A 16,352-nucleotide genomic window follows, 5' to 3' on the forward strand; every position below is an offset into this window, starting at 1 on the left:
AGAATTTCCGTAAAAAGAACGGCCATTTCTTCAATTTCTAAGGATATTCTGTTGAAACGCCGTTTGTTTATTGCCGCTTCATTATTCGCGATGAGCTTTTCGCCCGCCAGGGCGATTGATATCTCCAGCTTGGCTCCTCAGCCTCCCGCCATTAATGCTGGCGCATGGGTACTTATGGATTACACAACGGGCCAAATACTGACCGCCGGTAATGAACACCAGCAACGCAACCCGGCCAGCCTGACCAAGCTGATGACCGGCTATGTTGTGGATCGCGCAATCGACAGCCAGCGTATTAGCCCGACAGACATTGTCACCGTTGGTCGTGATGCGTGGGCGAAAGATAATCCGGTATTCGTCGGCTCATCGTTGATGTTCCTGAAAGAAGGCGATCGCGTTTCGGTGCGTGATTTAAGCCGTGGTTTAATTGTTGATTCCGGTAACGATGCCTGCGTTGCACTGGCTGATTACATCGCTGGCGGACAACCGCAGTTTGTTGCCATGATGAACAGCTACGTGCAAAAACTGCAGTTGCAGGACACTCATTTCGAAACGGTGCACGGGCTGGATGCCCCTGGCCAACACAGCTCGGCTTACGATCTGGCTGTGTTGTCCCGGGCTATCATTCACGGCGAACCTGATTTCTACCATATGTACAGCGAGAAAAGCCTTACATGGAACGGGATCACCCAGCAAAACCGTAACGGCTTGTTGTGGGATAAGACCCTGAACGTAGATGGATTGAAGACGGGCCACACTTCTGGTGCCGGATTTAACTTGATTGCGTCTGCCGTTGATGGGCATCGTCGATTAATTGCCGTTGTTATGGGGGCCGAGAGTGCGAAGGGGCGTGAAGATCAGGCGCGTATACTGCTGCAATGGGGGCAGAAAAACTTCGACACGGTACAGGTTCTGCGCAGCGGTAAGCAGGTCGGTGTGGAGCGGATTTGGTATGGCGATAAAGAAAAAATCAGTCTCGGTACTGAGCAAGATTTTTGGATGGCGCTGCCTAAAGCCGAAGTGCCGAACATCAAAGCAAAGTATGTGCTTGATAAGAAGGAACTGGTGGCACCTATTGCCGCGCATCAGCGCGTGGGTGAAATTGAACTCTATGACAGAGATAAGCTGGTGGCGCATTGGCCGCTGATGACGCTGGAGTCAGTCGGTGAAGGTGGTATGTTTTCGCGTCTGAGCGATTATTTTCACCATAAGGTGTAGATTTCTGTTTGTGCACCGGACTGGCAAGAGTGCGAATCTGCTCACATAATAATCACTGTTTCCTTGTGACCAAAATACGAAAAAATTACACTGTATATAAATACAGTGTAGTGACGGAGGTTATATGGAGTACGAAATAAAGCAGGTAGAAAAACGCAGGATTGCCGGTTTTCACATGGTTGGACCGTGGGAACACACGGTTAAGCAAGGGTTTGAGCAACTGGTGATGTGGGTCGATGGTAAACAGATTGTGCCGCTGGAATGGATAGCTGTCTATTATGACAATCCAGATGTGGTCCCAGCAGATAAATTACGCTGTGATACCGTCGTTTCCGTTCCGCAGAATTTTGTCATCCCGGAGAACAGTGAAGGGGTGATCCTGACTGAACTGGCGGGCGGCGAATATGCTGTGGCCGTTGCTCGCGTTGAAAATCATGATTTTGCGACGCCCTGGTATCAGTTTTTTAACCGCCTTTTGCAGGACTCGTCCTGGCAGCTATCTGCCAAACCTTGCTTTGAAATTTACAGGAACAATGGCATGGAGGATGGATACTGGGACATTGAAATGTACGTACCAGTGCAGGCGAAGTAACTATTTTTAGTGTCAATCAGGATAAAAGTCCCGTTGATAACAGTGATATTTTCACTGAAAAAGCAGGTACAATTCTGTTCTTTGCTATTCCCTGACGGAGTGCATGAGTGCGTGCAGATAAGTCACTGAGTCCTTTTGAAATTCGTTTATATCGTCATTATCGTGTGGTGCATGGTATTCGCATCGCGCTGGCGTTTCTTCTCACTTTTCTGCTGGTCCGCCTGCTGAACATCCCTGAAGGTACCTGGCCTCTGATCACGCTGGTGGTGATCATGGGGCCGATTTCTTTTTGGGGTAATGTAGTCCCCCGGGCTTTTGAGCGTATTGGCGGAACGATCCTGGGTTCGGTCCTTGGGCTGGTGGCGCTACGGCTTGAGCTCTTTTCACTGCCGCTGATGCTGATATGGTGTGCGGTGGCAATGTTTCTGTGTGGCTGGCTGGCATTAGGTAAAAAGCCGTATCAGGCACTGTTGATCGGTATCACACTTGCTGTCGTGGTCGGGGCACCCGCCGGCGATATGAACACAGCACTCTGGCGCGGCGGGGACGTTATTCTCGGCTCGTTACTGGCGATGCTGTTTACCTGGGTCTGGCCGCAACGTGCATTTATACACTGGCGTATACAGCTGGCGCACTGCATTACCGGCTATAACCGGGTGTATCAGGCTGCGCTATCACCCAACCTACTCGAACAACCACGGCTGGATAAGCACTTACAACAATTGCTGAGTGATGTCGTTAAAATGCGCGGATTAATTATTCCTGCCAGCAAAGAAACCCGCATTCAAAAGTCAGTTTTTGAGGCCATTCAAACGATTAATCGTAATCTGGTGTGCATGCTTGAACTGCAAATCAATGCGCTGTGGGCAACACGTACCAGCCATTTTGTTATGCTGAATGCGCATACGTTGCGTGAAACTCAGCTCAGAATGCAGCAGGCATTGCTGACGATAACGCATGCCCTGTATGAAGGTAACCCTCAGCCGGTGCTTGCCAACACCGAAAAACTCAATGACACGGTGACCGAACTTCGTCAACTAATTGATGAACATCAGGGCGAGCATATAGCTGAAACGCCCATCCATGGCTATGTTTGGCTGAATATGGAGATGGCGCGACAGTTGGAGCTACTCTCGCATTTAATCTGTCGTGCTTTGCGCAAATAAAGCGCAGATGAGGGGATTGGTTCTACTGCTGCTTCGATTCAGCAAAGATTAAGGGTATGATACTGAAAAAGGCTAAAACCATTGGTAACTGCAATGGCTTTACCCTCGATAACTCAGGTTTCAACCGTGCATTGTCGATGCAGATGCAACTTGAAGTATGGCGGGCATGAAAGTAATGTTGACCCACTTTAGCCGTTGTTTAAACGAATCCGAATCTCACATTATCAGGGGTGTAAAAATGGAAACTACCAAGCCTTCTTTCCAGGACGTGCTGGAATTTGTTCGTCTGTTCCGTCGTAAGAACAAACTGCAACGTGAAATCCAGGACGTTGAGAAAAAGATCCGTGACAACCAGAAACGTGTCCTGCTGCTGGACAACCTGAGCGACTACATCAAGCCTGGTATGAGCGTTGAAGCGATCCAGGGCATTATTGCCAGCATGAAAAGCGACTACGAAGATCGTGTTGATGATTACATCATCAAAAATGCCGAGATCTCTAAAGAGCGTCGCGACATTTCTAAAAAGCTCAAAGCCATGGGCGAAGTGAAAAACGGCGAAGCGAAAGCAGAGTAATGCTGCATAACGGTAAGGGTCGCGATTTGGCCCTTACCTCTCTTATTGTAATTCAACCCCACCCGAGACCATCCGTAGCAAATGCTGCTCCGGCCAGTGTTTAGTCAGCTGTTTCTGCGCCAACATCCATTTGATGTAGTCAACATCGTGACGTGTTCTGTCCAGCATCAGGCCAACCACGCTGCCGCTGTGTGCAACATTCACACCGTATAAATCACACTCTTCAACCAGCGACAATAACGAATCAAAATCCGGTTTTGGCAACAACATCTGGCTGGCAATGGCGCTTAGCGTGGCGGCTTCGCCCATCCGATAAGGGTTTTGACTAATACAGGCTTCCTGTACTTTTTCCCATGCTCGTTTGAGTGCAGGCGCTCCTGCCTGTAATCCGGCGTGGCGGGGAATACGGTGATAGTCTGCCGTGCGTAATGTTTCCGGGCTTTCGAGAACCAGTAGGTCGAGTTGAGGCTGTGCGACACAGGCAATCTGGGTGGATGCGTCGTTATGATCAAAAAGCGTTAGCTGGCGAAAAACGGTGCTGTCGGTAGGTTCGAGCGAAACGCAAAGCTGCGCTAGCGTGGCTTCATCTAACTGATGGCCCAGATGGTGTGCAGTCGCGATGGCAGTGGCGGCAATATCTGCGGTGCTGCTTGCCATCCCTTTGGCGATGGGGATTGTGGAGTGGATATCGATGCGAATATCCTGGCTGAAATGCGCCGGGTATTGCCAGTGCTGCAACAACATGTCAACCATCGCCCGAGAAAGAGGACGCTCATATTCCTGCGGTGAGCCGGAACTGACTTCAACGGTGCTGTACCATTCAACCGGGCAGGAGACCAATTTCTCGCTGCCCAGAATCCAGCCCTGGATAAGTTCTCCGCATGATGCGGGGCATTGCGCAACAGCCACGTCTTCACCTTTGTGATTAGCAATCCTCGGCGCATAGTGTCATGGCGATCGCGCTATTACCATGATTTGCCGCAATTTGCGGTGCGGCAATACTACGCGGAAATGTCCAATGTCACAGTTTCTGCTATCGCTATACGCATTACATCCTGTGCGATCATAAGTTCTTCATTGGTATTAATCACGGCCACCTTGACCATCGCATTTTCTGTCTGAATGAAGGTCGCATTACGCAGGTTTTTGTCCTCATCCACGGCCAGCCCTAAGAAATCCAGGTTGTGACAAATCGCCGCCCGGGCACGGGCCGAGTTTTCGCCGATGCCTCCGGTAAATACCAGTGCATCCAGACCGCCCATTTGCATAATATAACTGCCGATGGTGGCGCGAATACGTTCGGCAAATAGCGTCAGCGCCAGTGCCGCCTGATGATTTCCGCTATCTGCCGCCTGTTCCACGTCACGGTAGTCAGAAGAGATGCCAGAAACGCCAAGCAACCCCGACTCGTTGTTGAGTAACTGATTCAACTGCTGTGGGGTTTTACCTTCACGCTGGGCAATCCACGGCAAAATAGACGGATCGATGTCACCACTACGGGTGCCCATCATCACGCCAGACTGTGGGGTAAATCCCATTGAGGTGTTAACTGATTGTCCGCCCTTAATGGCGCAGATACTGCTGCCGTTACCCAGATGGCAACACACAACCCGCAGTGCACTGAGCGGAACCCCCAGTTTTTCAGCCAGCGCGTGGCTGACATATTTGTGGCTGGTACCATGGAAACCGTAGCGACGAATACCCAGCTCCGAATAATAACGCCAGGGCAGGGGATAGATAAAAGAGGGCTTGTCGAGCGTTTGATGAAAAGCCGTATCAAAAACCGCCACAGCAGGCGTTGCGGGTAACAGTTGGCGAAAAACAGCAATGCCCAGCGCATTTACCGGATTATGCAATGGCGCGAGTTCTGCCAGGCGTTCTATTTCTGCCAGCGATTCGTTGGTGACTAAGGCGGAATCTTTAAACGATTCGCCACCGTGTGCGACGCGATGCCCGACGCCATCGATATCTTGTAGGCTATTGATGATTTTGTGGCTGAGCAGTTTTTCCAGTAGCAGCGTTACCGCTTCGCGGTGGTCGGCAACCGGTACGGTTTCCTGCCATTTTTTCGCAAGGGTTTTTATCGTCACCTGCGCGTTGGGCATCCCGATACGCTCGATCAGCCCCTGACAGAGCATCTCACCTTGCGGCATTGCCAGTAACTGAAACTTCAGTGAAGAGCTGCCTGCGTTAATGGCCATTATTTTGTGAGACATGACGGTTCCTTTACGTGCAGAAAATTGAACATCTCATCAACGCCGGTATTGTTTACCGCGCTGGTAATGAAGACCTTTTGCGCCCCCGCCTGCACTAACCAGCTTTCGACGAGGCCAATGTGCTGCGCGTTAGCTAAATCGGACTTAGTCACCAGGCCGATAACAGGCCGATTCATGGGACCAGTAAATCCGGGCGAAAAAGGTGACCAGGGGGCGTCAGCATTAAGCACCAGCGCGATAACGTCTGCTTCACAGGCACTGACCAGCAGCGCACTGTACAGACAGCGATTCTCAAGATATTCACCGGGTGTGTCTATTGTCGCGGGAGACCAGACAATGGCTTGGGTTTTCTGATAATGAAGCGCTTCGCCGCGCATACATTGGGTGAGCGATGTTTTCCCGCACTGGCTGGGACCAATGAGCATTAGGCGTTTCATTACGTCACGTCCGCGTAATTGGGCAGGCGGTAAAACGCATCATTTCACCCAGCGTGCGGGTAACCTGTTTTAGCGCATACTCAACGGCTGAAACATCACCGGTTAATACGACGGCACCGGTAAAGCGGTCAAGAAAGCCAATCTCCACCGCGCCCGATTTAGTGGCGATATCACAGGCGATGATCGAGGCTTCGCTAGGCGTAATGGTTAGAATGCCAATCGCCGAGACTGAATCCTGCAAGCCCAGTTTCTTGAATAAATCTTTACCTGGATTCGCGATAAGATGGGCCAGAGTGACCTGCTTGCCGGGCACATATTCCTGAATCATACGGTCCGTCGTCGGTTGCATTTCCATTACCCCTCCACCATTTGTCGCCACATGCTTTCATGCGGGCGTGGGATCACCGAGCGATAGACCAGCAGACCTTTTTCACCCGCACTTTCGCTGGCGACCGTCACGGCGTTATTCACATCGGAAACATCGCCCGCGACAACCATGTAGCATTTACCACCAATACCAAATGCCATATGCACCCGTACCAGCGTGACATTAGAGGCTTTAACCGCGCGATCGGCGGCACAAATGCAGGCTGCTACGCTCCAGGTTTCGACAATCCCAACCGCCTGACGTTTATCTACGCTGTTAAGACCACTGATCGCCGGCAAAACGCTGGCATGAATGTTGGGCAATACCAGGCTGTCGACGAGCATATCCCCCGCAAGGGAAGTTCCTGTAGCAATCGCCTGCTGTACTGCGCCAACGTCGCCACCGAGCATGAGCAAAAATTTTCCTGGGCAGATGGTTTTACTGACCAGCAAATTCACATTGGCGCTTTTCAGCATCGCATCGCCAGCCTCCATCCCTTTGGCAATGCTGGTGAGTTCTAAAATCCCTATAGCCTGAGACATGGTTAACCTCTTATTACCGTGATGGACTGTTCCGTGATCTCGCTGACAATACCGTCAATACTGGCGTGAACCGGAGCACCTAATGCACCTGGCGGTACATCGGCAACACATTGACCGCGCACAACGCGTTCGTCTTTTTGTACACATGGGATAGCGCTGACACCGATATGCTGGCGCAACAACAGCGTTGTTTTTTCAGTGGGATAATCTGTCAGGTCTAACGGCGCATCGTGATACCAGTCACTGAGACCCAGTTTGGTTATTAATCGTTTAACTGGGATCAGTCGGTATTTCGCCATTTCATCTTCAGGGTTTAGCGGCCCTTCGTAGCGATGGTTGAGCGCACGCAGTTCGCGTTTAAGCATGCGGTTAATACGCATCGGAGAAATTCCCACCGGGCAGGCCACGCTTTCACAGACATTGCATTCAGAGCAGGTTAGGGCAGTAAGCAGCAATTGCGGTGTGGCGGCTTGCTGATAGTTAACTGCGCGAACCAGCAGATGTGGCGATAGCTCATGACCAATCAGATGCCTTGGACACAGATCCGTGCACAAGCGGCACTGCTCGCAGACTGTTTTTGCCACCGAAAGTACGGTACGTTCATCCTGCATCCGTCGCTGGATCAACGCATGAGATTTTGGTAGCACCAACAGGCCCCCGGTCGTTTTACTGACCGGCGTATCCAGCGAGGTAATCAGACCGCCCATCATCGGTCCGCCGTTAATAAATCCAGGATCGTCGACGGTAGCGCCGCCAGCCAGCGCCAGAACTTCGCGTAACGACATACCGACAGGTACGGTCAGGGTGACTGGCCGGGCAACTGCCCCGTTGACGGTCAACGTACGACGCGTAACGGGATACTGCTGTTCAACGGCTCGGGCAATGTTAAGCACGGTCTGAACATTATTGACCACCACACCTACGCTAACCGGGAGCGCGGCAGGGGGAACACGCCGTCCGGTTGCCATCCAGATGGTCAGCACCTCGTCGCCAGCCGGATAGACATCAGGCAAAATGTGTAACCTGATGTCGGCGGGCAGGAGAGGTGTTAATGCATTGATCGCGTTCTGATACTTTTCTTTAAGGGCAATAATGCCTGCGCTGGCCCCGGTGGCCTTCATGGCATACTGTACGCCTCGTATCAGACGGGCCGTCTGCGAGGCCATTAATTGCTGATCAACCTTCAGCATTGGTTCGCATTCTGCTGCATTGACCAGAAACGTATCGACCTGTGCCTGCAGTTTTACGTGTGCAGGAAAGCCAGCTCCACCGGCTCCCACCACACCTGCAACCCGCACGCGTTCGCGTATCGTTTGCGCATCATAAATAGATATTTCCGCCGTCATGGCTGTATTCATAGTAATTCCTCGAGCAGTTCCTGGATGGCACCGGCATCAGCAACGCGTGGGTTCGTTTGCAGCGTGGCATCTGCCAGCGCAGCCTGAACCATCGATGGGATACGCTGTGACCAGGTTTGCTTTCCGTTTTTGAGCGCGTCAGCGAAAGAGGGCAACGCACACTGTTTTTTGAGTTGCTCAATATGATGAATTAGCGCGTTGAGTGCCGCCGTATCGTTTGCGTTATCAGGGCATAAGTGGCAGGCCTTCGCGAAGCGGGTATACCGTTTTGCGGCCCTGGAATCGCGGGCATTAAAGTGGATGACAGACGTCAGGAGTAGCGCGTTGGCAAGACCGTGCGGCAGATGAAACTGACCGCCAAGTTGATGGGCTATTGCATGGTTAATCCCAAGGCCTGCCTGGCTAAATGCCATTCCCGCGAGCGTCGAGGCGTTGTGCATTTTTCCCCGGGTGACCAGACAATCGCCTTTGCTGACAGCGACGGGCAGATACTGGAAGACGATTTGTGCGGCTTTTTCAGCCAGTGCGTCAGTGAAGTCGCTGGCCTTTGTGGAAACGTATGCCTCCAAAGCATGTGTCAGCACGTCCATTCCGGTATTGGCGGTGATGGCGGGTGGTACGCTGACGACCAGCATTGGGTCAAGGATCGCCATATCCGGGTAGAGCGCGTTATTAAATAACGGATATTTAATGCCTTTATCCGGATCGCTGATTACGCAGGCGCTGGTCACTTCAGAACCTGTGCCGCTGGTGGTAGGGATTGCCACACAGGTTTCGATTTCGATGCCAAACTGACGGCTGAACCAGACAATAGCTTTCGCTGCATCTAGCGCCGATCCCCCACCAAAACCAATCACGACGTCCGGTTGTAGGGACTGCATTTGCGCAATCCCTTGTACTACTGTTTTGATGGTGGGATCGGGGGTGATATCACTGAATACGCTAATGCGATTATCCGCAGGCAGCGCGGCGCGCAGCGTTTCAATCAGCGGCGAACGTGCAAGAAAACCATCGCAAATAATCCAGATATGTTTATTTGTGAAGCGTTTGAGCACACTCAGGCTACCCTGGCCGCTGTACAATCGAGTTTGCAGTGAAAAGCTATTCATTACGGCCTCATTAGCGGATAGAAAAACCGTTGGTCAGCACGCAACGACGGGAACGTGCAAATGTTCGCGCAGACGTTGTCCCTTCGCCGGTTGGCGTGGCGATGGTAAAGGTGGTGAAACCTTCACCGCCGACGCCAATACCAGCGTAAGAGGGGCCATTTTTCACAAAAATCGACGTCTGAAGCGTGCGAGCGGCAAGATTCAAACGTGACACATTCTGCGAATGCATGATGGCTGTGTGGTGCAGTCCCTCTTCAACCTTCAGCGCTAACGTTAGCGCGCTGTCAAAATCGTTTACGGTCACAACGGGCAGCATAGGCATCAACTGTTCGCTGGTGACCCATGGATCGTCCGCGTTGACGATGCCAATCAACAGGCGAGGTGCTTTTGCCGGAACCGGTATCCCTGCGGCTTCTAATAGCGTTGCGGGGCTTTTCCCAACTAGCTTTTTATTGGCCGCGCCCTCAGGCAAACAGGCCGCGCGCAGTTTATCTACCTCTTCGCTATTGAGAAGCATCGCGCCAAAAGACTGCATTTGTTGAACCAGACGTTCGGCAACGGCATTGACAACAATTAAGCTCTTCTCAGCAATGCAGGGTAGGTTGTAATCAAATGATGCGCCGTTGATGATGTCTTCTGCGGCTTTAACCAGATCGGCAGTTTCATCAACAATACAGGGTGGGTTGCCTGCACCTGCGCCAATAACTTTTTTCCCGCTTTTCATACCCATAGCCACAATACCGGGGCCACCGGTAATTGCCAGAACTGCGATTTTAGGATGCGCCATCATCTGCTGGGTAGCTTCAAAAGTGGGTTCTGTGACCGTGACGACAAGATTCCGGATCCCGCAGCAGCGAAAGGCAATATCTTCAATCATGGCAATCAGCTTGAGTGAAACTGCTTTAGCACCCGGGTGCGGACTGAAGTAAACGCTATTTCCAGCGGCCAACATACTGATACTATTATTAATGATGGTTTCTGTTGGGTTGGTGCTAGGGGCAACGGAACCTATTACGCCAAACGGAGAATACTCGAATAACACCATGCCACCGTCACCGGTCAGCGCAGTTGTGGTCAGATCTTCGATACCGGGGGTGTTATCCAGAGCGGCTTTATTTTTGAGGAACTTATCCTCTTTGTTGCCCATACCCGTTTCGGCTGCGCTTTCTGCAGCCAATGAGGAAAGATGAGGCGTTAGTTCTTCCCGCATGGCGCTAATGATGGCACTACGCGTTTTCAGTGGACATTGCTGATAACGTAAAAAGGCCTGATGCGCCGCATCTACTGCCTCACCGACGGACGGAAAAATACCGTTACCTTTTATCTCTGCTTTTGCCGGTGCGAGTTGTTCAGTCAAAATGGTACGGATAAGGGTTTCAAGTTCTGACGTATTCATTGATGTGTTCTCACGTTAATCGCCGCAATGGCGGTTTCTGCAATGTCCATATCCTGCTCAACGCTTCCTCCGCTGATGCCAAGACCCCCAAGGAGTAAACCCTCTCGCCACAGTGCGTACCCGCCACCAAACGTGACGACTTTTCCCTGCATATGGCTTTCCAGACCGTAAAGTGCGGCGCCTGGTTGCACCGCAGAGCTCAGTTCATGCGTGGCGGTTTTCATCGCTACGGCGGTCCATGCTTTTTTCGGTGCAAGTTCGCTACTGACGAGCAAGGCGTCAGGCATGCGCCAGGTCACCGTTTCTGTACCGTTAGCATCCACGATGCAGATGACGACAGGGATCTGGAGTGCTTCCGCGCGCGCCACCGCAGTACGAGTGAGCTGATGGAGTTCCTGAAAAGACAATGACATAGCAGACTCCTGAATGGCTGATGTCCGGGTCGCTGCCACGTAACGTTCAGCCACTTTTTGGATGATAGTGCTTTGGTGGGCGTCATAATCTTCAGCGCGCGCCAGTGCATACAAGCAGTCGGACAAGCGGTTGATATAACGCATCAGTACATGTCGGATGGAGACATCTGCTGAGAGTTCGACAAGCCGTCTTTCGGCGCGGCGAGCAAGCGTACGGGCGAAGTGCAGACGGCTGGCGGCTTCACAGCGCCCGGGTAAAATAAAGCTGCGTAGGGGAGGAATTCGCCCCATAGCGGTATCGATGGCGGCCTCAAGTGCCGAAATTTCTTCCGAGCTGATGTAGCGCTGATCGGGCGTTGGCTGCTCGCTTTCACTGGCAAGTTCAGCACTGAACCAAAACAACTGTAACTGGATCTCTTCAATTAACATGCGGTGCTGCGGTTTTTTTACCGCACACACGCACAGGCTCAGTGCTGCGTTAAGTTCATCCAGCGTGCCGTAAGCCTCAACGCGTGGGTGCGTTTTACTGACACGCTGTCCGGTAAAGAGCGCTGTTGTACCGGCATCGCCCGTGCGGGTATAAATCGCCATAGGTCCTCCTAGCGAGAAAGCGTGTCGACAATGCCGACGATGGCCAGATCGATAGCCTCATTTGGGCCGGTAAAAACGTGCCTGGCGCTGGAGCCGCTGCTGAGTAAAACCAGTTCACCGGTACCGGCACCCACAGAGTCAACCGCGACTTCGTCACCCGTAATTGGCGGTTCTGGAAGTTCACCGTCGGCGCTTACTCGACGAACCAGTAACAGTTTTTTTCCAACCAGTGACGGTGATTTTTGCGTGGATACCACGACGCCTGTAACGCGTGCCAGATGCATGGTTTACTCCTGCTTAATTAATTGGATATTTCGCATACTGACGGCTTCTTTTGCCAGCGCGGTAACGACACATCGACGGCGTAGCACCAGAAATCCACCCTGTAACCGGGCTACATCGGCATAACTCAAAAGCGTTTCGGGATGCAGTACGATGATTTGCCCCCGTTCATCGCTGAACTCCAGCGGCAAGCGTGCGAGTTTACGTACGGGGATCGACGGCAGTAATTGATGCTGCAGCGATATCCTTACGTGAACGCCGCAGGCCAGGGCTTCGTGGATCGTGACCACTGACACATCGGATGTATCGTATTGTGCAATGTGCTCCAACAACGGCAGATTGGCCTGCAGGATGCATAGAGAGGAGTACTGACAAACGAGTGCCTGGGGATCGGCTTCCCGTAACTGCGCGACGCTCAGGGAGAGCGTACTTTCCGCGCGTTTTTTTAATCGGGATACGACCTCCCCGATGATGCGTTGCAGCAGTTCGTTGTTCATCGTGATGTCACCAGCGTGGCGAATGCCTGCGGATTATCTGCTCCCGCAGCATTGGCTTCATCAGTATCAATATGCATTTCAAGACGCATATCCGGTGAGACGCGCACAGCGACATTATCGAAAATCAACCGACGTTCATCGCCATTGATCGCGACGGAGACTTTATCGCCATGCGACACGCGCAGGATCAGCGCATCAAGCGGTGACATATGAATATGTCGCTGGGCGACAATCACTCCGGAAGTGATATCCAGTTCAGCAAAAGGGCTAACAAGGCGAATGCCTGGCGTACCCTGAATATTGCCCGACATACGTAGCGGTGCGTTAATACCCAACGTGCGGGCATCGGTGCGGGAAATTTCCACCTGACTGGTGTTACGCAGTGGGCCAAGTAAACGCACATTCTTTAACTGGCCTTTCGGCCCGACCAGCGTGACGGTCTGCTCTGCTGCATATTGTCCTGGCTGCAGCAGGCCTTTTTTCTCGCTGATGGGCTGATTTGGAAACAAACGGGCGTAATCTTTAGCACAAAGATGGATATGGCGATTAGAGATCCCTAGCGGAATAGGGCGTTCGCGCATTTCATCCAGTACTTTACTGACCGTTGTCTCCAGTTGTTGTTTATCCATTACGCGTCACCTCGTTTGCCAGAATGCAGGCAGAGTGAGCGAGGCTCTCCCTTCTGGCGCGTACAGGCAGGATCGAGACATAAATTGCAGCTAATCAAGTCCGCATCTTGTAGAGTTTCGGGTAATTCACTTTCCACAATCATCTCTTCTTCCACCAGGACAGGTGTCGGTTCAGGGATGGGTTCAGGTGTTGAAACAACGCTGTGCGAAAGGATGCCTTCCCCGGGCCTGGAAATGACTTTGTGTGCAACCAGACCATCCCGCTGATCTGCAAAGCTGGAACCGGTGGAAATGGCCGCCTGAACGGAGGCCACATCACCGATAATTTTGATCACCGTCCAGCCAGAGCCGTTGGTTTTTTCGAGGCCCACCAGCGTGATGGAGGCGGCTTTCGCCATGACATCCGCGCAACTGATGGCTAATGCCAGACCACTAACTTCGAGTAATCCCAGTGATTGCTTCACGCTGTGCTCCTTGTTGCGACGGTTTAAGCGGATTTAGGTAAAATTGCTTCGACGTCGCTGTGTGGACGCGGGATAACGTGGCAGGATTTCACCTCACCAACGGCGCTGGCGGCGGCGCTCCCTGCATCTACAGCGGCTTTAACCGCACCGACATCACCACGAACCATGACGGTGATAAGGCCCGAGCCAATTTTTTCGTAGCCAATTAACTGCACGTTAGCGGATTTCACCATGGCATCAGCGGCTTCAATAGCGCCGACAAGCCCTTTTGTTTCAACCAGTCCCAGTGCGTTATTCATACTGCTTTTCTCCTGTGGATTATGAGTGGCATTCCTTGAAGGGGATGCCTTTAACCAGCCGCGCAGCGTTATTACCAATGCTCCGACGAGCGTGGCTATCTTGTTGATACGTCAGCGTAAAAAGCGGCGCTGAAGTCGGTAAGTTTTTATAGTGCACAACCAGTTGTTCCTGGTTGCATCCGATGCCGACGAGCAGCGGTGACTGACATGCCGCCAGCCATGCGCTGTGGATAGTGTCGGTAGAGTGGCTTTCCCTGATCACAAAAGGGATCCCTTCTTCTTCAATACCCAGCAGGACGTCATTCCAGAGTGAAGTGCAGTCTCCCTGGGTGAAGATCACGATAGCCGGTGCGCTGAGGTTACTTTCCATGAGCGAACGCCTTGTACCAGGAGAGGATTAACCCGGTTGCGACAGCATTTCGTGGGCCTTCAGTGCCGCGAATATTGCCGCGGCCCGCAACCAGTCGGTAGTGTGCCAGCGCATCCGTGACCAGTTGCGGAACTTCGAAGTCCAGGGAAGAGCCGCCAACCAAAACCACAAACGGGATGTCGCGAATATTTCCGGTTGGACTAACCTGACGAAGTGCTCTCAGTGCGTTGGTGACAAAAACGCGTTCTTTGGCGCTGCGGCGAATGGCGCGAACTTTCTCCAGCGCCAGGTCTCCGGGTAATGGCACTAGTTCATCGGGTTTCACCACACAGACTCGGGCAAACACCGTTGGCGGCAGAGGGGAGGGGAAGAACTGAACGCTGCCATCTTCGTGGCGAAGGTGGAACAAGCTTTCAACTTTCGCCAGCGGGTATTTTTTGATTTCCTCGGCGAGATAGCGGTCGTCCAGCCCTAGTTCACGGGCAATGATCATCGTGACCATATCGCCAGCGCCCGCCAGGTGTGTGGCAATAATTTCGCCTTTCGGGTTTATGATGGAGGCGTCAGTGGAACCCGCGCCGAGATCCAAAATGGCCAGCGGACGCGTTGTGCCTGGTGTGGTTAGAGCGCCCAGAATTGCGGCTTCAGCTTCAGCGCCGCCTACCTGTACATCGATATTGAGTTTTTGCGTGATTTCTTGGGCAATCATCGCCATTTGCAGGCGATCTGATTTCACCATTGAGGCAATACCCACCGCCTGTTCCAGCGAGAATTCACCGGCAAGTCCCCCCGTCACGCTGACGGGAACCGAGGTATCAACCGCCAGTAAATCCTGAATGAAGATTTCATGGCTTGGCTTGTTGGTTAATTCCGCCATGGTCTGGCGTACGTGCTCCAGCATGCCGCCAATATTGGTTCCCGCTTCGCCAGTGACATTATCTAGCCGTGGGCAGTCACCTACCGCTTTCATAATGGCTTCTGCGCCCGCTGCAACGTCGACACGAACGGTACGCCCCTGCGACTGAAGCTCGAGGTTTCCAGCGGGAATGGCTCGCGCCTTCACATCACCCGACGGTGTTTTCACGACGACAGCAGATCGGTTGCCAATCAGGGCGCGCGCCATGGGGACAATATTTTTTGTCTCTTCCGCATTCAGGTTAAAAACGGTCGCAATTCCGTAAGGATTAGAGAGCGTTTCAATCACTTTTCCGGGGACAGCGACCTCAATGGCCGCCAGCATTCCTAACGGGATACGGTCGATATAGAGCACTTCATCGACGATGGGCAACGGCGTAGTAAGACGGTTGCTGACCAGTACGCCATCGTCCTGTTGTAAAATCACGCCCTTTAGCTGATATCCGGCGCGAACGGAAGCATTAATCATGGTGGCGACATCGGCAAAATCGAATGCTGATGACACCACCAGGATGTAAGGAATATCCGCCGGACGAGTTAACAATTCCTCCGGGGTGATCGTGACGCCAACACCTAACCCGACCCCACCCGGCGTTTTAGGGTTGTGACCGATCATGGTTGATTCGGTGATAATGGTTTCGGTGATCGTCTCCATCGCCACATCACCAATGACCGGGGTGGCTTCGTTAATTCGGATGAGCGAAATATCGCTGACATTGATGCCCGCATTTTTTGCAGCAAGCGTAAGCGCCTCCTGAATACCAAACACATTACGTAATGTGCCCTTAATTCCGGTGGTTTCTGCCAGTGCGCTGGCTTTAATGCTCAGCGTGCCAGCGTCATCCAGGGTCGCCAGTGCGACTTCTGTTGATGAGTTGCCTATGTCAATGCCAGCTATATATCGCATCATTTTTCCC

The 16,352-nt window shown here is 52.4% G+C and carries 20 protein-coding genes; 4 read left to right on the plus strand and 16 right to left on the minus strand.

Annotation, left to right across the window (positions count from 1 at the left end):
• Nucleotides 1-45: 45 nt before the first annotated feature.
• The 4 genes from dacD (at nucleotide 46) to E4Z61_RS02760 (ending at nucleotide 3,550) form a co-directional block, all read left to right on the plus strand.
• Nucleotides 46-1,218 (plus strand): serine-type D-Ala-D-Ala carboxypeptidase DacD, encoded by a 1,173-nt coding sequence (gene dacD / locus E4Z61_RS02745; protein WP_135324858.1) that lies wholly within the window; start codon nucleotides 46-48, stop codon nucleotides 1,216-1,218.
• 124 nt (nucleotides 1,219-1,342) lie between these two features.
• Nucleotides 1,343-1,810 (plus strand): DNA gyrase inhibitor SbmC, encoded by a 468-nt coding sequence (gene sbmC / locus E4Z61_RS02750; protein WP_135321430.1) that lies wholly within the window; start codon nucleotides 1,343-1,345, stop codon nucleotides 1,808-1,810.
• A 107-nt stretch (nucleotides 1,811-1,917) separates the two neighbouring features.
• On the plus strand, nucleotides 1,918-2,976 hold the full coding sequence (locus E4Z61_RS02755) for an FUSC family protein (RefSeq protein WP_135321431.1): 1,059 nt from the start codon (nucleotides 1,918-1,920) through the stop codon (nucleotides 2,974-2,976).
• 238 nt (nucleotides 2,977-3,214) lie between these two features.
• Nucleotides 3,215-3,550, plus strand: coding sequence for a DUF496 family protein (locus E4Z61_RS02760; protein WP_003834176.1), 336 nt, complete (start codon nucleotides 3,215-3,217; stop codon nucleotides 3,548-3,550).
• Nucleotides 3,551-3,592: 42 nt separating this feature from the next.
• On the opposite strand, the gene E4Z61_RS02765 is transcribed toward E4Z61_RS02760, so the two are convergent.
• The 16 genes from E4Z61_RS02765 to E4Z61_RS02840 form a co-directional block, all read right to left on the minus strand.
• Nucleotides 3,593-4,459, minus strand: coding sequence for an L-threonine kinase (locus E4Z61_RS02765; RefSeq protein WP_135321432.1), 867 nt, complete (start codon nucleotides 4,457-4,459; stop codon nucleotides 3,593-3,595).
• A gap of 92 nt (nucleotides 4,460-4,551) precedes the next feature.
• Nucleotides 4,552-5,766: an acetate/propionate family kinase gene (locus tag E4Z61_RS02770; RefSeq protein WP_135321433.1), complete on the minus strand. Its 1,215-nt coding sequence runs from the start codon at nucleotides 5,764-5,766 to the stop codon at nucleotides 4,552-4,554.
• Nucleotides 5,751-6,203, minus strand: coding sequence for a propanediol utilization protein PduV (gene pduV, locus E4Z61_RS02775; protein WP_135321434.1), 453 nt, complete (start codon nucleotides 6,201-6,203; stop codon nucleotides 5,751-5,753). The genes E4Z61_RS02770 and pduV overlap by 16 nt, the downstream gene beginning before the upstream one ends.
• Nucleotides 6,204-6,207: 4 nt before the next feature.
• Nucleotides 6,208-6,558 (minus strand): propanediol utilization microcompartment protein PduU, encoded by a 351-nt coding sequence (gene pduU, locus E4Z61_RS02780; protein WP_096756638.1) that lies wholly within the window; start codon nucleotides 6,556-6,558, stop codon nucleotides 6,208-6,210.
• Nucleotides 6,558-7,112, minus strand: coding sequence for a propanediol utilization microcompartment protein PduT (gene pduT / locus E4Z61_RS02785; protein ID WP_003030201.1), 555 nt, complete (start codon nucleotides 7,110-7,112; stop codon nucleotides 6,558-6,560). The genes pduU and pduT overlap by 1 nt, the downstream gene beginning before the upstream one ends.
• A 2-nt stretch (nucleotides 7,113-7,114) precedes the next feature.
• Nucleotides 7,115-8,470, minus strand: a complete 1,356-nt coding sequence (gene pduS / locus E4Z61_RS02790) for a cobalamin reductase PduS (protein WP_135321435.1) — start codon at nucleotides 8,468-8,470, stop codon at nucleotides 7,115-7,117.
• Nucleotides 8,467-9,579, minus strand: coding sequence for a 1-propanol dehydrogenase PduQ (locus E4Z61_RS02795; protein ID WP_135321436.1), 1,113 nt, complete (start codon nucleotides 9,577-9,579; stop codon nucleotides 8,467-8,469). Before E4Z61_RS02795 ends, pduS begins: the two co-directional genes overlap by 4 nt.
• Before the next feature lie 10 nt (nucleotides 9,580-9,589).
• On the minus strand, nucleotides 9,590-10,975 hold the full coding sequence (gene pduP, locus E4Z61_RS02800) for a CoA-acylating propionaldehyde dehydrogenase PduP (protein WP_135321437.1): 1,386 nt from the start codon (nucleotides 10,973-10,975) through the stop codon (nucleotides 9,590-9,592).
• Nucleotides 10,972-11,979 carry a two-domain cob(I)yrinic acid a,c-diamide adenosyltransferase PduO gene (gene pduO, locus E4Z61_RS02805; RefSeq protein ID WP_135321438.1) on the minus strand — a complete coding sequence of 336 codons (1,008 nt, stop codon included), beginning with the start codon at nucleotides 11,977-11,979 and terminating at the stop codon, nucleotides 10,972-10,974. Before pduO ends, pduP begins: the two co-directional genes overlap by 4 nt.
• Nucleotides 11,980-11,987: 8 nt before the next feature.
• Nucleotides 11,988-12,263 carry a EutN/CcmL family microcompartment protein gene (locus E4Z61_RS02810; protein ID WP_135321439.1) on the minus strand — a complete coding sequence of 92 codons (276 nt, stop codon included), beginning with the start codon at nucleotides 12,261-12,263 and terminating at the stop codon, nucleotides 11,988-11,990.
• 3 nt (nucleotides 12,264-12,266) lie between these two features.
• Complete coding sequence (gene pduM, locus E4Z61_RS02815; RefSeq protein WP_135321440.1) at nucleotides 12,267-12,758, minus strand: microcompartment protein PduM; 492 nt, start codon at nucleotides 12,756-12,758, stop codon at nucleotides 12,267-12,269.
• A complete protein-coding gene (locus E4Z61_RS02820; RefSeq protein WP_135321441.1) occupies nucleotides 12,755-13,387 on the minus strand; it encodes a phosphate propanoyltransferase in 633 nt (210 codons plus the stop codon). The genes pduM and E4Z61_RS02820 overlap by 4 nt, the downstream gene beginning before the upstream one ends.
• A complete protein-coding gene (locus E4Z61_RS02825) occupies nucleotides 13,387-13,851 on the minus strand; it encodes a BMC domain-containing protein (RefSeq protein WP_135321442.1) in 465 nt (154 codons plus the stop codon). Before E4Z61_RS02825 ends, E4Z61_RS02820 begins: the two co-directional genes overlap by 1 nt.
• A 23-nt stretch (nucleotides 13,852-13,874) precedes the next feature.
• The gene (gene pduJ, locus E4Z61_RS02830) at nucleotides 13,875-14,150 is read right to left on the minus strand and encodes a propanediol utilization microcompartment protein PduJ (protein WP_089567887.1); all 276 of its coding nucleotides are present in this window, start codon (nucleotides 14,148-14,150) and stop codon (nucleotides 13,875-13,877) included.
• A 19-nt stretch (nucleotides 14,151-14,169) separates the two neighbouring features.
• Nucleotides 14,170-14,520 (minus strand): glycerol dehydratase reactivase beta/small subunit family protein, encoded by a 351-nt coding sequence (locus E4Z61_RS02835; protein WP_135321443.1) that lies wholly within the window; start codon nucleotides 14,518-14,520, stop codon nucleotides 14,170-14,172.
• Complete coding sequence (locus E4Z61_RS02840) at nucleotides 14,510-16,342, minus strand: diol dehydratase reactivase subunit alpha (RefSeq protein WP_135321444.1); 1,833 nt, start codon at nucleotides 16,340-16,342, stop codon at nucleotides 14,510-14,512. The genes E4Z61_RS02835 and E4Z61_RS02840 overlap by 11 nt, the downstream gene beginning before the upstream one ends.
• Nucleotides 16,343-16,352: the final 10 nt, after the last annotated feature.

The sequence above is a fragment of the Citrobacter tructae genome, from assembly GCF_004684345.1.
Taxonomy (GTDB): Bacteria; Pseudomonadota; Gammaproteobacteria; order Enterobacterales; family Enterobacteriaceae; genus Citrobacter; species Citrobacter tructae.

Bases quoted from the DNA above. Each gene is read 5' to 3' on its own strand.
- pduJ (WP_089567887.1), bottom strand. From the start codon at position 14,150: ATGAATAACGCACTGGGACTGGTTGAAACAAAAGGGCTTGTCGGCGCT.
- E4Z61_RS02835 (WP_135321443.1), bottom strand. From the start codon at position 14,520: ATGGAAAGTAACCTCAGCGCACCGGCTATCGTGATCTTCACCCAGGGA.
- pduO (WP_135321438.1), bottom strand. From the start codon at position 11,979: ATGGCGATTTATACCCGCACGGGCGATGCCGGTACAACAGCGCTCTTT.
- pduV (WP_135321434.1), bottom strand. From the start codon at position 6,203: ATGAAACGCCTAATGCTCATTGGTCCCAGCCAGTGCGGGAAAACATCG.
- pduU (WP_096756638.1), bottom strand. From the start codon at position 6,558: ATGGAAATGCAACCGACGACGGACCGTATGATTCAGGAATATGTGCCC.
- sbmC (WP_135321430.1), top strand. From the start codon at position 1,343: ATGGAGTACGAAATAAAGCAGGTAGAAAAACGCAGGATTGCCGGTTTT.
- E4Z61_RS02840 (WP_135321444.1), bottom strand. From the start codon at position 16,342: ATGCGATATATAGCTGGCATTGACATAGGCAACTCATCAACAGAAGTC.
- E4Z61_RS02760 (WP_003834176.1), top strand. From the start codon at position 3,215: ATGGAAACTACCAAGCCTTCTTTCCAGGACGTGCTGGAATTTGTTCGT.
- E4Z61_RS02770 (WP_135321433.1), bottom strand. From the start codon at position 5,766: ATGTCTCACAAAATAATGGCCATTAACGCAGGCAGCTCTTCACTGAAG.
- pduP (WP_135321437.1), bottom strand. From the start codon at position 10,975: ATGAATACGTCAGAACTTGAAACCCTTATCCGTACCATTTTGACTGAA.
- pduM (WP_135321440.1), bottom strand. From the start codon at position 12,758: ATGAACAACGAACTGCTGCAACGCATCATCGGGGAGGTCGTATCCCGA.
- pduT (WP_003030201.1), bottom strand. From the start codon at position 7,112: ATGTCTCAGGCTATAGGGATTTTAGAACTCACCAGCATTGCCAAAGGG.
- E4Z61_RS02810 (WP_135321439.1), bottom strand. From the start codon at position 12,263: ATGCATCTGGCACGCGTTACAGGCGTCGTGGTATCCACGCAAAAATCA.
- E4Z61_RS02820 (WP_135321441.1), bottom strand. From the start codon at position 13,387: ATGGATAAACAACAACTGGAGACAACGGTCAGTAAAGTACTGGATGAA.
- pduS (WP_135321435.1), bottom strand. From the start codon at position 8,470: ATGAATACAGCCATGACGGCGGAAATATCTATTTATGATGCGCAAACG.
- E4Z61_RS02795 (WP_135321436.1), bottom strand. From the start codon at position 9,579: ATGAATAGCTTTTCACTGCAAACTCGATTGTACAGCGGCCAGGGTAGC.